Origin of the sequence: Brachybacterium sp. AOP43-C2-M15, assembly GCF_052446295.1 — a bacterium.
In the GTDB taxonomy this organism is placed as follows: domain Bacteria; phylum Actinomycetota; class Actinomycetes; order Actinomycetales; family Dermabacteraceae; genus Brachybacterium.
In genome coordinates, this window is the sequence record NZ_JBQSWB010000008.1 from 181,720 (window position 1) to 196,568 (window position 14,849).

The window sequence follows — 14,849 nt, forward strand, 5'->3', positions numbered from 1 at the left end:
AGACGAGGACCGTGCCCATGACCCTCCAGGTCTCCGTGATCGTCCCGGTGTACAACTCCGTGGACTACGTGCGCGACGCGATCGAGTCCGTGCGGGACCAGACGATCGACCCCGAGGTCGTGGAGATCCTCGCGGTCGACGACGGCTCCACCGACGGCAGCGACGTGGTGCTCGCCGAGCTGGCCGAGGAGATCCCGCGGATGACGGTGATCACCCAGGAGAACTCCGGCACCCCGGGCGGGGGACGCAATCCCGCCATCGGGCGCGCCCGCGGCGAGTTCGTCTTCTTCCTCGACTCCGACGACCGGCTCACCCCGGACGCCCTGCGCCGCATGGTCGAGACCGCGCGCAGCGAGGGCGCGGACGTCGTCCTCGGCAGGATGACCAGCACCGACAAGCGCCATGCCCCCGCCTCGATGTTCACCAGGACCGTCCTGGACGCCGATCTGGTCGAGGACAACGTGTTCCACACCCTGGGACCCACCAAGCTCATCCGGCGCGAGCTCATCGACCGGCTCGACCTCCGCTTCCCCGAGGACCAGAAGATCGGGGAGGACCAGCCGTTCATGGCGACCGTGTACCTCAACGCCCGCAGGATCTCGATCCTCTCGGACATGGACTACTACGTGATCCGGCACCGCGAGGACGGCAGCAACCTGACGCTGACCCGGCGGACGTCGGAGACGCAGATGATGATGGCGGTCCGGCTGGCCCGCACCATCGAGCAGTACACCGAGCCCGGGGAGCGGCGCGACGCCCTGCTCAAGCGCCCCTTCGGCTGGACCATGACGCGCGCCCTGGACTCCCGCTGGACGACGATCGACCGGGAGGAGCAGGGCCGCCTGGCCGAGAGCTTCCGCAGCGAGGTCGCGCACCTGTACACCGACGGCGTGCGCGCGCGGATCAAGGAGGACGTGCGAGTCCTGCTGGACCTGCTGCTCGCCGGCGAGCTGGACGGCCTGCAGGCCTACTGCGAGCACCTCGCCTCGAAGCCCGAGCGGAGCATCGAACGGCGGGACGGCCGGTTCGTCCGCCGCCTGCCGGCCCACCTCGAGCCCCTCGTCCCCGAGCAGGACCGGGTGGTCACGGCGCCCAAGGTCACCTGCCGGCTCGAGGACGTGAGGGTCCGCGGACGGCAGATCACGGTCTCGGCCACGGTGAAGATCGCCGATCTCGACAGCGGACCCGAGGCCCTCGGGCTGCGCGCGCGTCGCCGCGACACCGAGGACGTCGAGGAGCTCCGCACCACCTCGGTGGATCTCGCCCCGCGGACCCGCTCCTCGGCGCTCACCGCCGTCCACGACGGTCTGGACCGCGGCGTCTGGGACCTCTTCGTCGTGGTCGGGGTCGGGGACTGGGAGAAGGAGGTCCGCCTGGGCGCGAGCCGTGCGCGCGCGATCCCGCCCGAGGGCGACTCCAACCTCGCCGACGACCCCGAGCCGCAGGACCGGGTGCTCGCCTACTTCACCCAGGGGCCGGGCAACCTCTCGATCGACAGCGGCGCCGTGCTGCACCGGAACCTGGGCCGGGCACGAGCGGTCGGCCTCACGGTCGACGAGAACGAGCGCGCGCTGCTGCTGGTGCGCACCAGCAGCGCACCGGTCGCCGGCGACGAGTTCTTCGCGCACCTCGACGACCCGCGACAGCACGGCGGCCGGCAGCTCCTGCCCGTCCTCCGGCTGGGGGAGCGCCTGCTCGGGCTGCGCCTGCCCGTGACGGCCCAGGACGTCGGCGTGACCCTGAGCGTCACCGCCGTGCTCGGGGGCGTGAGCGCTCCGCTGCCCGCGACCGGCACCGAGTTCTGGCCCGCCCGCGCCACCGGGTTCGGGCTGAAGCTCACCGAGGAGGGCGGGCTCCAGGTCACCGCTCCCGCCGAGAGCGGACGGGACCGCCACGTCCTGCCGCGCCTGGAGGCGGCCGTGGCCGGTGCGCGGCGCAGGAGCGTCCGGGAGCGCGTGGTGCCGGTGGTCAAGGGGCTGCCCGTCGTGGGCCCCGCGCTGACCAGCGCGGTCCGCGCCGTCCGGGAGCGTCGTTCCTGATGGCCCCGATCACGACCTTCTGGTGGCGGTGGAAGTACCCGCACCGGCTGAACTTCGGGGACGAGCTCACCCCGCCCCTCGTCGAGCACCTCACCGGTCGGCGCGTCACCTGGGCCCCTCTGGACCGCTGCGACCTCGTCGGCGCCGGGTCCGTGGTGCAGATGATCCTGCGCAAGCAGGGACAGAACCAGCCGCGGGTGTGGGGCAGCGGCTTCATCCGCGCGGAGGCCGAGGGCGAGCAGCCTGCGCGCCTGGACGCGCTCGCGGTGCGCGGCCGCTCCACGCTGGGCCGCGTCGAGAGCCTGAGCTCCCGCGAGATCGCGCTCGGCGATCCGGGGATCCTCGCCCCGCTGCTGCTGGACGGCGCCGTCAGGAAGCGCTACTCCCTCGGCGTGATCCCGCACTACCACGACGTCTCCTCGCCCGTGGTGGAGCGGATGCGGTCCCTCGGCTCGGGGGTGCGGATCATCGACGTGGCCTGGACGCCCCAGGAGGTCGCCCGGGAGATCGCCGCGTGCGACGCGGTCATCTCCTCGAGCCTGCACGGGCTCATCTTCTCGGACTCGCTGGGCGTGCCGAATGCGCACATCCGCCTCGGCGACAGGCTCAAGGGCGGACTGTACAAGTTCCGCGACTACTACTCCGCGTACCCCGTCGCAGACCGGTATCGGGAGTACACCGTGCCCACCACGAGCCCGCTGACCCTCACCGGCGTCGTCGACGACGTGGTCGAGCACTACGCGGAGCCGGAGGGCCTCCAGGACCTGCAGGACGGTCTGGTCCGCGCCCTGAGCGCGCTGTGAGGGCCGGGTCGGGAGCGTGAGGCCCCCGACCCCGCTGCCGTCGGTCCGCGCTGCCGGGTCGGGGCTGCCGGGTCGGCGATGCCCGGTCGGGGCTGCCGGGTCGGCGATGCCCGGCCGGCCGCCGGGCCGATCGCCCTCAGTCGGTGCTCTCGCCGTCGGGGTCGGTGCTGCTCTCGCTCTCGCCCTCGCCGTCCGCGCCCGCGTCGCTCTCGGTGCCGGCCTCGCCGTCGGCGCTGCGCGGCGCGCCGCCGGCGGCCTCGTCCTCGACCTGGGCGTCGCGCGCCGCGACGGGCTTGCGCTCGACCTGGACGACATGGCGCGCGGCCTCGACGAAGGCATCCGCGTAGTTCTCCGGTGAGAACGGGCCGAGGTAGTACTCGCGGGTGGCCTTGCGCTGCTCGGACTTGGAGTCGTGCACCAGGAGCTCGTCCAGCGCGGCGTCGAGCTCGCTGAGGTCCCGGGTGATGACATAGGCGGAGCGGGCCAGCGGGAAGGCCTGCTCGAACTCGGCGACGGTCGAGGTCATCGTGACCAGTCCGTACGGCTTGCCCGAGTTCAGGAAGTCCGGGACCACCGACGAGACGTCGGAGATCATCGCGTCGGCCGCGTTGAAGCAGCCGAAGGCGTCCAGCTCCTTCTCCGCGGGCGCGCCGTGGAGATGCCGGCGACCGCTGGTCCGTGCATCCTCCTCGAGCAGCCGGTGGATCTCGCGGATGGTGAGCAGCGCCTCGGGATTGCGGTAGCTGAAGGGGTGGGGGCGGAAGATCACGGTCGTGCCCCGGGCCAGCAGCGCGCGCACCAGGTCGGGGCCCACCGGGAGGGAGCCGTAGTTCGTGTCGGCGTAGTGCCCCTCCCAGGTGGGGGCGTACAGCACGGTCCTCACCGGGATGTTGTCGGGTCCCTGCTGCTCGACGGTCTCGACCTGGGGGCGCCCGACGATGGTGAACTTCTCCAGCGGGATGTTCACGCCGTTGTTCGCGTAGCGGTCGATGGCGGCCTGGCCGGCGACGAAGATCCTGTCGTACAGCGCGGTGACCGGGTTGAAGCTCGAGGCCTTGTCGCTGTCGCCGTGCAGCAGCTGGACGTGGGTCATGTGCGGGTAGCGCACCAGGTGGACGTTGGGGGCGGAGTTGTTGACGTAGAACGCGGCGGTCATGGTCGGCGTGATCACGTCGTCCAGCTGCCAGATGTTGGTGCGCACCACCACGGGGGCGTCGGTGAGCGCGGAGATCTCGCGGAATGCGGAGGTCCGGCGCAGCACGACGATGAAGCGCTCGCCGATGCGCTCGAGGTAGTCGATCCACATGCCGACCTGGTAGGAGGAGCCGGCCGGCACCCCGTAGTAGAGGACGAACTTCGGATCGTAGGCCTCGACCGCGCCGTACAGGTCGTTGTCGGAGTCGACCGACTCGCGGATCCGACGATAGGAGTCCAGCGCGGAGATCCCGGCCAGGAGCAGGGCCAGGAGCGGCAGTGCGAGGAGGGCGCCGGCCGGGACCCGCACCAGCAGCAGGAGCACGGCCAGCGCGGTGAGCGAGAGGTCGACCATCATGATCAGGTTCACCGGGAACATCGGGGGGCGGGTGTCCTGGATCCCCGGCAGGTTGGAGACCCGCAGCTTGCGCCCGGGGGCGACGCGGGTGACCACCAGCTCGGCGAGCGGGAGGGTGGTGAACAGCCCCGCCGCGATCCACCCCACCGGACCGGCCGTGCCGAGGCTCCAGGCGACCCCGAGGGGGAGCAGCGCCAGCACGATGCGGATGCCGTGCTCGCCGGAGAGCCCTGTCCGCCCCACCTGCTTCCGCAGGCGGCGGAAGCCGCGGCGGATCAGGATGAAGAACGGATAGGCCGCCGGGAGCACGGCGATCGCGGGATGGAGCCCGGCGGCGAGCAGCACCAGGGGGAGCAGGGCGCAGAGCGTCTGGGTGAGCCGACGTCGCAGGCTGGCCATCCGTCCCCAGGGCATCGTCATCCTGTGCCCGGACGCTGGCTCGCTCTCGGTGGTCGTGCTCTGACTCATCTGCGGGAGGCTCCTTCGGCGATTAGGTGCTGCGTAGAGCACTCGGGCAGCTGCCGCGAGCGCTCGGGGTCGGAGGGGTGCTCCCGACGAGGGAGCGGGCGCTGGGCCTCCGCCGCGGCCCCACTCTACTGACGGAGGCCGCCGGGACGGCGGATGTCGGCCTCCTCCCCGGCCCGGGCGAGCCCCGCAGGGCCGGTTTGGTATGTTTCCCGGCGTCAGCAGTACGGGACGCGGGCGCCGCCGGCGCCCTCGAGCCGTCCGGTGCCGCGGCGCCGCCGATCGTCTCGATCGGGACCCCAGAGCTGTGCGAGGTGCCCCAGATGACCGCCCCCGACGTCTCCGTCGTCATCCCCGTGTTCAATGCGAAGGACTATGTCGGCGACGCGATCCGATCCGTCCTCGAGCAGACGCTCTCTCCTGAACGGGTGGAGCTGGTGGTGGTCGACGACGGGTCCACGGACGGCAGCGATGCCGTCCTCGCCGAGCTGTCGCGCACGGACTCGCGGATCACCGTGCTGACCCAGGAGAACTCCGGCACCCCCGGAGGCGGTCGGAACCCCGGCATCGCCGTGGCCCGCGGAACCTTCGTCTTCTTCCTCGACGCCGATGACCTGCTGCCGCCGGAGGCGCTGGAGAGGATGGTCGACGTCGCCGTCGACGAGGAGTCCGACGTGGTGCTCGGAAAGCTCGGCAGCTCGGACGGGCGCCGGGTGCCGATGGGGATGTTCAAGCGGACCGTCCTCGATGCGGACCTGCTCAGGGACAGGGTGTTCAACACCCTGGGGCCGACGAAGCTGATCCGCCGCGCCCTGATCGAGCGGCTGGGACTGCGATTCCCCGAGGACCAGAAGGTCGGCGAGGACCAGCCCTTCATGGCGGCGGCCTACCTCAACGCCCGGAAGATCTCGATCCTCGCCGACCGCGACTACTACATCACCAGGCATCGCGAGGATCGCGGCAACATCACGCTCACCCGGCAGTCCGCGGCCTCCCATGCCCTGACGGCGATCCGGCTCGCCGCGGTGATCGAGGAGCACACGGAGCCCGGTGCGCTGCGCGACGGGCTGCTGGGCCGTCCCCTGGGGTGGTCGCTGCCGCGCGCCCTGGACCGCCGCTGGCTGAAGCTCCCCGCGGACGAACAGGTCGAGCTGGCCCGATGGATCCGCACGGAGCTCTCCGACCTGTACACGGACGGCGCCCGGGCCCAGCTGCGCGCCGACATCCGCACGAAGCTCGACCTCCTGATGTCGGAGAACCTCGAGGGGCTCAGCGCGTACATCGAGTTCCGGGCGCAGAACCCGAGGATCCGGACGCGATGGCAGGCCGGCCGGTTCCGTCAGCAGCTCCCGGACTCGCTGCAGGGCCTCGTGCCGGAGGGTCAGCGGGAGGCGTCCCCTCCGAGCGTCACCGGTCGCCTCGAGGACGTGGCCGTCCAGGGCGCGGCGGTCACCGCCGCGGTCTCGCTGACCCTCGCCGAGTTCGACGGCGCCCCCGACGCGGTGCTGCTGCGGGCCCGCAAGCGGGGCACCGACGAGGTGCGGGACCTCGAGACCCTCGACGAGGATCGCGCCGTCGCGCCCGGTGCCTGCTTCGTGCGCGGCCGGGCCGAGGGGCTCGCCCGAGGTGTCTGGGACGTGTACGCGGTCCTGCGCGTCGGCAGCTGGGAGAAGGAGGTGCGGATCGGTGCGGACCGCGCGGGCACGATCGAGCCCGAGGGGGTCTCGAACATGGACGGGACCATGGGCGAGCAGTCGCCGACCTCGCAGGGCCCGCTCCTCGCCTACTTCACCAAGGGCCGCGGCAACCTGTCGATCGACAGCGGCGCGACGCTGCACAAGGACATCGCGCTCGCTCGCGCGGAGGGCCTCGCGCTCGACGAGAACGGGCGCGCCGTGCTCCTGGTGCGGACCACGCGGGAGCCCTCGGCCGAGGACGAGTACTTCGGGCATCTCCTCGGAGTCGCGCCGAGCGGCGGCCGACACCTCCTCCCGGCGGTCCGCCTCGGCGACCGCCTGGTGGGCCTCCGGCTGCCGCTGAGCCCCGGCACGGTCGGCGCGACCCTGACGGTCAGCTCGGTGCTCGGAGGCGTGCCGGCCCCCGTGCCGATCACGGGCACCTCCTTCTGGTCCGCCCGGGCAGCGGGGTTCGGGCTCCGGCAGATCGAGGGCGGGGGCGTCGAGGTGCTCCGCGCCCCGGACGCTCGGGAGGAGCCCGGTGCGGCGCGATCCTCCGGCGGGGGCCGAGGGCGACTGCGCGCCCTCGCCTCCGACTCGGTGCAGCGCGTCGCCGCGAGCAGTCTGGGCGGGACCGTCAGGGATCTCCCGGTCCTCGGCCCGGCCGCGCGCTCGGTCGCGAGACGGATCCGGAGGACTCCGCGGTGAGCGCGCCGATCCGTACCTTCTGGTGGCGATGGAAGCACCCGCACCGACTGAACTTCGGTGACGAGCTCACCGCTCCCTTGGTGGAGCGCATCACCGGTCGGCGCGTGGTCTGGGCGGGCGCGGACTCGTGCGAGCTCGTCGGCGCCGGGTCGGTGATCCAGATCGTCCTCGACCAGGGCAGGGGGAACCGTCCGAGGATGTGGGGAAGCGGATTCATGCGCGCGGGACAGGAGGGGGCGGATCGCGCCGCCCTCGATGCCCTCGCCGTGCGGGGCCGGCGGACGCTGGCCCGTGTCGACGGGGTCACGGAGCGGGAGATCGCCCTCGGCGACCCCGGCCTGCTCGCGCCGCTCCTGCTGGAGGGGACCGTGAGGACCCGGTACGCGCTGGGTGTCATCCCCCATTATCGGGACGCGTCCGCACCCTTCGTCGCCACGATGAGGGCGCTCGGGACGGACGTGCGCATCATCGACGTGGGCTGGACCCCGTCCGAGGTCGCGCGGGAGATCGCGTCCTGCGAGGCGGTCCTCTCCTCGAGCCTGCACGGACTGATCTTCTCCGATGCCCTGGGCGTGCCCAATGCGCACGTGAGACTCGGCGGCAGGATCGGCGGAGGCCTGTACAAGTTCCGGGACTACTACTCGGCGTTCTCGGGGGCGAGCCGGTACCGCGAGGTCGAGGTGCCGGCCGGAGGGACGCCGGTGCACCTCGACGACGTGCTCGAGAGCGTCCACTCCCGCTACGTCCGGCCCCAGGACCTCGAGCGGCTGCAGAACGGTCTGATCTCCGCTCTGGAGCGATTCTGACCGGACGCGCGACGTGGGAGGATCGGACGGCGCGCCGTCGACGCCAGGGTGAGGTGCGTCGCGCCGGTCCGAGGATGGGGACGCGCGTCGTTATGATGAACGCCAGGTTGCGACCCCATGGCCGCGAAGCAACACCGTCGGCGCGATTGGAGCAGTGTCTTGGCCGCTTCTCAGGCAGGGCAGGTGGAGGCACCGGAGGTGCCGCCGCCGCTCGAGCGCACCTTCACCCCGGAATCGGTGGAGCAGGCCGTCAGTGAGAACGAGCTCGAGCAGATCGGCATCCGGCCCCGCCTGATCCCGTACGTCCGCGAGCTGTGGAAGCGCCGGAGCTTCATCGGGGTGCTCGCCGTCTCCAAGGCCTACGCGGAGAACCAGAACACCTATCTGGGGCAGGTCTGGGCGCTGTTCTCCCCGATCATCAACGCCTCCGTGTACGTGCTGATCTTCGGCTTCATCCTGCGGGTCGGCCGTGAGGGCATCGAGAACACCATCGCCTTCATCGTCGTGGGCGTGTTCATGTTCCGGTTCTTCGAGCGCTCCGTCATGGCGGGCGCCCACTCGCTGAACAAGAACATGAACCTGGTGCGCTCGGTGCACTTCCCCCGTGCCGTGCTCCCGATCGCCGGCGTGCTCGCAGAGCTCACCGTGCTCGGCCCCGCGCTCGTGGTCATGTGCGTGATCTCGTACGTCTCCGGCTTCCTCCCCATCGCGGGGGAGGTCACGATCGACTGGTACTGGCTGCTGCTGTTCCCCGCGGTGCTGCTGATGTGGGCGTTCTCCACCGGCTGCGCCTTCATGGTGGCGCGCTGGGTCGCGATGACCCCCGATCTCGACAACCTGCTGCCGCACTTCATGCGGATCCTGATGTACTCCTCGGGCGTGATCTTCTCCATCGACCGCTACCTCGGCCAGTTCAGCTGGGGGTGGATCATGGAGTACCAGCCCGTGGCGGTGTACCTCTACCTCGTGCGCTCCTGCCTGCTGAACGAGCCGGCGTACCAGCCCGACGGCTTCATGTGGCTGCTCGGCGCCGTCTGGGCCGTGCTCTTCAGCGTGGTCGGCTTCCTGATCTTCTGGGGCGGAGAGGAGCGTTACGGACGTGACTGACATCGACGAGGTCGACTTCGAGATCGACCAGGAGGACCTCGACACCACCCCGCTGGTGGAGGTCGCCTCCGACCGGCTCTCCCTCCTGGTCAACGACCTGCACGTGTCCTACCGCGTCTTCGGCGCGAAGAAGGTGGGCCATGGGCCCGGCCGCAAGCGCGGCGTGCTCGGGCGGCTGCTGAGCCGGGGCGCCAAGGATCCGGCGGTGCGGGAGGTCAAGGCGGTCCGAGGGATCACCTTCGCCGCCCACCACGGCGAGGCGATCGGCATCATCGGGGTCAACGGCTCGGGCAAGTCGACCCTGCTGCGCGCCATCGCCGGGCTGATCCCGCTGGCCGGCGGCACCGTCCACGTGGCCGGGAACCCGGCCCTGCTGGGCGTGAACGCGGTGCTCATGAAGGACCTGACCGGTGAGCGCAACATCATGATCGGCGCGCTCGCCCTCGGACTCACCCCAGCGCAGGTCAAGGCACGATTCCAGGAGATCGTCGACTTCGCCGGGATCGGCAGCTTCGTGAACCTCCCGATGAAGTCCTACTCCTCGGGCATGGGGGCCCGCCTGCGGTTCGCGATCTCCGCCTCTGCGGTCCCGGACATCCTGATGATCGACGAGGCCCTCGCCACCGGGGACGCCGGGTTCCGCGCCAAGAGCAAGGCGAAGATGGACGAGATCCGGCAGTCGGCCGGCACGGTGTTCCTGGTCAGCCATTCGCTCGCGACGGTCCAGAACATGTGCACCCGCGTGCTGTGGGTGCATGAGGGCAAGCTCGTCATGGATGGGGACCCCAAGGAGGTCTGCGGCCGCTACAAGCAGTTCGTCGCGCAGCACAAGGAGTTCGCCCGCGCGAAGAAGTGAGGCGCGCGCCCACGGCGCGTCCGCGGGCGTCGCGTCGAGCCGACCCTCCGGTCGCAGGCATCGGCTCCGCCGGACCGGCCCCGGCGCGGCGGTCGACCTGCTCACCCGCTCCGTCCGACGCTCGCACGACGACGAGGGCGCCCTCGACCTCGGGTCGGGGGCGCCCTCGTGGAGTCCGCGGCGCCGTGGGCGCCACGGGCGGGGTCACTGCCGCACGACGATGTTCTCCGAGTCGATGAAGCGACCCACGGGCGAGGCCATGGTGTTGATGACCTGCGCGACATGCTCGGGCTGCATGATGGTGCTGGGATCCTCGTCGGGCGCGAGGGTCTTGCGCAGGGCGGTCGCGGTGCGGCCCGGGGACAGGCACACCACGCGAGTCCCGTAGATCGCGAGCTCCTCCCGCATCACCTGGCTCATGTTGATCACGGCCGCCTTCGAGGCGGAATAGGTGAGCCAGCCGGACCGGCCGCTGATCCCGGCGGTCGAGGCGATGTTGACGATCAGGTCGAAGCGATTGCCCAGGTTCAGGAGCGACTGGACGATGGTGAACGGTCCGTAGAGGTTCACGTTGATCGTCTTCTCGAAGTCGTCCATGTCGACCTGCTGCAGGGGCACCGGGTTGGTGTACCCGGCGTTGTTGACCAGCACATCGATGTTCCCGACCTTCTCGTAGGCCTCGGCGACGGACTGCTTGAGACCGTCCCGATCGCCGACGTCGACGGAGATCGGCACGACCCTGCGCCCGATCGGCAGCTCCGCCTCGAGGGCGGCGACATTGGCGTCGAAGTCCTCGGAGGCGCGCGCGAACATCACCACGGTGGTGATGTCGTCGTTCTTGAGGATGAAGCGTCGAGTGGTCTCGAGGCCGATTCCGCGGGATGCTCCGGTGACGAGCGCGGTCTTACTCATCGTCGTCCTCCTCGGGTCGCAGGAGGAACCCTGCCAGCTTCAGATCTGTCTTGGTGGTCACCTTGAGATTCACGTCCGAGCCCTCGATGAAGTGGACCGGATACCCGAAGTCGGCGACCAGGGTGGCGTCCTCGGTGAACTCGACGCCCTGGTCGAGCGCCTTCGCGTGCGCGTCCTGCAGGTCGGCCTTCGAGAACTTCTGCGGCAGCTGCACGTTGCGCAGCCGCGAGCGGTCCAGCGACCCGGTCACGGCCGAGGTCTCCGGATCGACCGGGGCCACGGTGAAGGAGATCTCCGACATCAGGGAGACGTTCTCGTGCTCCGAGTCGATCAGCCGCTGGAAGTCGTCGGACCGCACCAGCGGGCGGGCGGACTCGTGGATGATGACGTCGTCGTTGGTGCAGTGCGAGACCATCGCCGCGACCGAGGAGTGCCGGGTCTCTCCGGCCTCGACCAGGGTGACGGGGGTCGAGATCGCATAGGCCTCGACGATCTCCTCCACGTCCTCCCGCCAGTCCGCCGGGTAGTTCAGGACGATCTGCGAGATCTGCTCCACCCGGTCCGCGGTCACCAGGGTGTAGACCAGGATCGGGATGCCGCGGAGCTTGAGCAGCTGCTTCGGTGCGTCGGCGCCGGTGCGTCTGCCGACTCCTCCGTTGAGGAGGATGAGTGAGTACATAGGGATGCCCTTCGTGCGGTGCGGCGGCGCTGCCGTGGGGAGCCACGGCGCTGGACCGCCTCCGTCGAGTTCAACGCGCCGCCACCTGGGCGACACGTGCCGATCACTGTACAAGCCCCGGCTCCCGGATCTGGGCGGCACGCGGAGGTGGGGCGGCGAGTTGCACCTCGCATCGGCTCGTGTCCCGCAGTCACGTCGGGTCCGCGGTGGTCGTGCCCTCCTGGTCCTGGATCCGCGCCCACAGCTCGTCGCGTCGCGCCGCGAGACGGCGGCAGGCGTCGAGGAATCGCCGCAGCGAGCTGCCCGGGGTGATGTCGCCGAGGTAGTACTCGGTCAGCTCGATCCGCTTCTCCCGCAGCGGGTCGTGCTCGATCAGCCCTCGCGCGACGGTCCCCGCCGTCCCGGCCTCCGCCTCCAGCAGGCGCGGGACGACCCCGAGCAGCTCGGTCGCCGCGTCACGGGCATGGGGGTCCGCGGGCCGGGTGATGATCAGCGGCTTGCCCGTGGGCAGCCAGTCCCCGGAGACCGCCGAGACGTCGCACAGGATCAGATCGGCGTCGGCGAAGTCCTGCTGGAGCGGGCGCTCCGTGCTGAGGAGCCCTCCCGCCTCGGCGAGCAGCTCCCGCAGCTCGCGATCCGCCTCCCCGTACGCGGGCACCCGCACGCCGGTGAGCGGATGCGGGCGGTAGATCACCTGCAGGCCCTCGTCGAGCAGGGAGCGCACTGCGGGGATCCCGTGGGTGGCCAGGGAGCTGTAGGCCGCCGAGGCCTGCCCGCCCTCCCAGGTGGGTGCGTACAGCACGGTGGGACGATCATCCGTGCGCGGCATGAGCTCGGCCCGGTCGGTGTCCAGCGGGGGCCGCCCCACCGGGATGCAGCGGGCCGGGGCGTCGAACAGCGTGGTGTGCCGCTCGAGCCGGTCGATCGCCGCCTGCCCGGCGACGAAGGAGTAGTCGTAGGCCTTGATCTGGTTGGAGACGGAGACCACCTTGTCGGAGTCCCCGTGCAGGAGCGAGACGTGGATCGCCGAGCGCGAGCGCAGGGCCGCGGTGTTCAGCGGGTTGTAGTTCACATAGAGCACCAGCTTGGTCCCGCTGCGCAGGATGATCGCGTCGAGCGTGGCGTCCAGCGCGATGGTGACCACCGGCAGCGGCACCTCGCCGCGGATCGCCGCGGCGGTGCGCGAGTCCATGCACACGATGGTCACGCCCTGGACGCGGTGCAGCTCCTGCAGCGGCCCGTACCAGCTGCGCAGCTGGTAGAGGCTGTCCACGGTGTCGGGGAAGTAGACGACCACCTCGCCGTCCAGGGCGGCCCCCGCCAGTGCGGCGTCGTCCCCGATCCCGTCGGGCATCCCGCCGGGCAGCAGGCGGAAGCGGCGCAGCAGCTTGCCGCCCGCGCTGCGCACCCGTCGCCTGAGCGCGTTGCCGCGTGCCGGCATGATCACGTCCTCTCGGAAGGGTCGTCGGTGGAGGCCGCGTCGAGCACCGCGGTCCAGGCCGCGGCGGTGGTGTGCCGCGGCAGGGCACGACCGTACTGCGCGCACAGGCTCCGCCAGTGCCGGGCGAGGCCGGCGTGCGAGCGCAGCGTGCGCACGGCGGCGCGCCGCATGGCCGAGCCCCGCACCGCGAACGCCGCCTCGGGCGCGCCGTCCTCCCCGGTGACGATCACGGCGTCGGCACCGAGCGTGGTGCGCCAGTGCACCTCGTCGGCGGGCACCGCGAGCACCGTGCCGGGAGGGCCGTCGCCGGGCGGTCCGTCGGGCGTGAGCATCGTCAGCAGCGCGCGGAGCAGCGCCTCCGGGAGCGGCAGCGGGGCGTCACGGGTGGGGGAGAGGTCCAGCTCGAGCGCGTTCTCGCGGTTCCAGGCCTCCACCACCGCGGCGCTGAGGGTCCGCGCCTCCAGCAGGTCGCGGCTCAGCCACTGCTCGGGGCCGGCCAGGACGGCGTCGATGCCCTCCTCCCAGAGCTCCGCGGTCAGCAGGTGCCCGGACAGGACGTGCTTGGCCTGGTGCAGCAGCGAGGAGGCGACGACCCCGCGCCCCGCGCCGTGCGCGGCGGCGGTCGCCAGGCGGTTCCGGTGCAGCACCCGGGCGGTCCAGCTCATCTGCGTGCGGTACGCGGTCCAGGGCGGATGGTGCACGGACGTGCCGGGCAGCACCACGTGCCGGTAGCCGTGCTCGGTGGCGCGCAGCCCGTACTCGGCGTCGTCCCACTTCAGGAAGAAGGGGGCGGGCAGGCCGAGGTCGGCGGAGGTGCCGGGCGGGAAGAGGGTCGCCCACCAGCCGGTGTAGTTCGGCTCTCCGCGACGGCGGAGGAAGGCCCACTGCTCGGGGGTGGTGCCGCCGAGGTCGACCGGGGACTGCACCCCGTCGGAGGCGTGCCACTGGAAGTCGCCGTTGCGGACCCCCTCGGCGAGGGCGATCAGGCGGTCGGGCCGCTCGGCGGAGAACAGGGGGGCACCCAGGATGGTGCGGGTGCTGCTGAGCGCCTGGTACGTCGCCATCCGGCGCAGGGACTCCTCGGGGAGCACCGCGTCGTCGTCGGAGAACAGCACGGCGTGATCGGGCGTCCTCGCCGCCTCGAGCATCCCGCGCGCGTATCCGCCGGAGCCTCCCAGGTTCGGCTGGGTGACCAGCCGGATCCCGGGCCGCTCGGCGAGCAGGCGGGTGAACCCGGGATCTCCCGCGAGCGTGCCGCCCTGGTCGACGACGATCACCTCGTGCACGCAGTCCATGCGGGCGAAGCGCTCCGCCTGGGCGGTCGCGTCCTGCTCCCGCATCCGGGTGGGCACCACCACCGAGATCGGCGGCAGCTGCACGGTCGCGTCCACGCTCCAGGTCACGGAGGCGACCGGACCCTCGACCCACAGCCACTGCGGCCCGTCCGGGCCCAGTCGGACCCGGTGGTCCGCGGTGAGGCAGGCGGCGAGCCGCTGCCGTCGGCCGTCGCGGGCGGCCCACAGCTCGGCGGGCCCGGACCCGGGCCCGGTCTCGATCCGGAGACGCACCTCGACATCGCCGAGCACTCCGCGCCAGACGGAGGCGGGCAGCGCCTGCTCCCACGGGGCGGCGACGGCCGGTGCCGAGCCGTCCGGTGCTGACCTGGCCGGTGCCGAGCCGTCCGGTCCGGCCTCGGCCAGGGGCCCCTCGGCCGGTGCCGTCCAGGTCCCCAGCACCAGGGGTGCGGGGCGGGTCCGGAGCGCGTCGTGCGGCGTCCCCGGGCTCATGTCGCCCCGGGGGCGTCG

The 14,849-nt window shown here is 71.6% G+C and carries 11 protein-coding genes; 6 read left to right on the forward strand and 5 right to left on the reverse strand.

The features are described 5' to 3' along the window. Positions 1-17: 17 nt before the first annotated feature. A complete protein-coding gene (locus ACT3SP_RS10760) occupies positions 18-2,039 on the forward strand; it encodes a glycosyltransferase family 2 protein (RefSeq protein ID WP_444587285.1) in 2,022 nt (673 codons plus the stop codon). After that, a complete protein-coding gene (locus ACT3SP_RS10765; protein ID WP_444587286.1) occupies positions 2,039-2,842 on the forward strand; it encodes a polysaccharide pyruvyl transferase family protein in 804 nt (267 codons plus the stop codon). Before ACT3SP_RS10760 ends, ACT3SP_RS10765 begins: the two co-directional genes overlap by 1 nt. A gap of 136 nt (positions 2,843-2,978) precedes the next feature. Here ACT3SP_RS10765 and ACT3SP_RS10770 read toward each other — a convergent pair whose 3' ends face one another. Further along, entirely contained in the window at positions 2,979-4,862 is a 1,884-nt protein-coding gene (locus ACT3SP_RS10770) for a CDP-glycerol glycerophosphotransferase family protein (RefSeq protein ID WP_444587287.1), read from the reverse strand. Positions 4,863-5,182: 320 nt separating this feature from the next. Between ACT3SP_RS10770 and ACT3SP_RS10775 the strand changes: the two genes are divergently transcribed. From ACT3SP_RS10775 to ACT3SP_RS10790, 4 genes are all read left to right on the forward strand, one after another. Further along, positions 5,183-7,243, forward strand: a complete 2,061-nt coding sequence (locus ACT3SP_RS10775) for a glycosyltransferase family 2 protein (RefSeq protein WP_444587288.1) — start codon at positions 5,183-5,185, stop codon at positions 7,241-7,243. Further along, a complete protein-coding gene (locus ACT3SP_RS10780) occupies positions 7,240-8,049 on the forward strand; it encodes a polysaccharide pyruvyl transferase family protein (RefSeq protein WP_444587289.1) in 810 nt (269 codons plus the stop codon). The genes ACT3SP_RS10775 and ACT3SP_RS10780 overlap by 4 nt, the downstream gene beginning before the upstream one ends. A 159-nt stretch (positions 8,050-8,208) precedes the next feature. Continuing rightward, positions 8,209-9,156, forward strand: a complete 948-nt coding sequence (locus tag ACT3SP_RS10785; protein WP_444587290.1) for an ABC transporter permease — start codon at positions 8,209-8,211, stop codon at positions 9,154-9,156. Continuing rightward, on the forward strand, positions 9,149-10,012 hold the full coding sequence (locus ACT3SP_RS10790; protein WP_444587291.1) for an ABC transporter ATP-binding protein: 864 nt from the start codon (positions 9,149-9,151) through the stop codon (positions 10,010-10,012). Before ACT3SP_RS10785 ends, ACT3SP_RS10790 begins: the two co-directional genes overlap by 8 nt. Positions 10,013-10,216: 204 nt before the next feature. On the opposite strand, the gene ACT3SP_RS10795 is transcribed toward ACT3SP_RS10790, so the two are convergent. The 4 genes from ACT3SP_RS10795 to ACT3SP_RS10810 form a co-directional block, all read right to left on the reverse strand. After that, on the reverse strand, positions 10,217-10,924 hold the full coding sequence (locus ACT3SP_RS10795; RefSeq protein WP_444587292.1) for an SDR family NAD(P)-dependent oxidoreductase: 708 nt from the start codon (positions 10,922-10,924) through the stop codon (positions 10,217-10,219). Next, positions 10,917-11,603: an IspD/TarI family cytidylyltransferase gene (locus tag ACT3SP_RS10800; protein ID WP_444587293.1), complete on the reverse strand. Its 687-nt coding sequence runs from the start codon at positions 11,601-11,603 to the stop codon at positions 10,917-10,919. Before ACT3SP_RS10800 ends, ACT3SP_RS10795 begins: the two co-directional genes overlap by 8 nt. Before the next feature lie 190 nt (positions 11,604-11,793). Then, positions 11,794-13,044: a CDP-glycerol glycerophosphotransferase family protein gene (locus ACT3SP_RS10805; protein ID WP_444587294.1), complete on the reverse strand. Its 1,251-nt coding sequence runs from the start codon at positions 13,042-13,044 to the stop codon at positions 11,794-11,796. Between the two features lie 2 nt (positions 13,045-13,046). Next, on the reverse strand, positions 13,047-14,831 hold the full coding sequence (locus ACT3SP_RS10810; RefSeq protein ID WP_444587295.1) for a glycosyltransferase: 1,785 nt from the start codon (positions 14,829-14,831) through the stop codon (positions 13,047-13,049). Positions 14,832-14,849 lie beyond the last annotated feature (18 nt).

Coding starts and splice junctions, on each gene's coding strand:
- ACT3SP_RS10795 (WP_444587292.1), bottom strand. CDS start 10,924: ATGAGTAAGACCGCGCTCGTCACCGGAGCATCCCGCGGAATCGGCCTC.
- ACT3SP_RS10805 (WP_444587294.1), bottom strand. CDS start 13,044: ATGCCGGCACGCGGCAACGCGCTCAGGCGACGGGTGCGCAGCGCGGGC.
- ACT3SP_RS10810 (WP_444587295.1), bottom strand. CDS start 14,831: ATGAGCCCGGGGACGCCGCACGACGCGCTCCGGACCCGCCCCGCACCC.
- ACT3SP_RS10765 (WP_444587286.1), top strand. CDS start 2,039: ATGGCCCCGATCACGACCTTCTGGTGGCGGTGGAAGTACCCGCACCGG.
- ACT3SP_RS10800 (WP_444587293.1), bottom strand. CDS start 11,603: ATGTACTCACTCATCCTCCTCAACGGAGGAGTCGGCAGACGCACCGGC.
- ACT3SP_RS10770 (WP_444587287.1), bottom strand. CDS start 4,862: ATGAGTCAGAGCACGACCACCGAGAGCGAGCCAGCGTCCGGGCACAGG.
- ACT3SP_RS10760 (WP_444587285.1), top strand. CDS start 18: ATGACCCTCCAGGTCTCCGTGATCGTCCCGGTGTACAACTCCGTGGAC.
- ACT3SP_RS10775 (WP_444587288.1), top strand. CDS start 5,183: ATGACCGCCCCCGACGTCTCCGTCGTCATCCCCGTGTTCAATGCGAAG.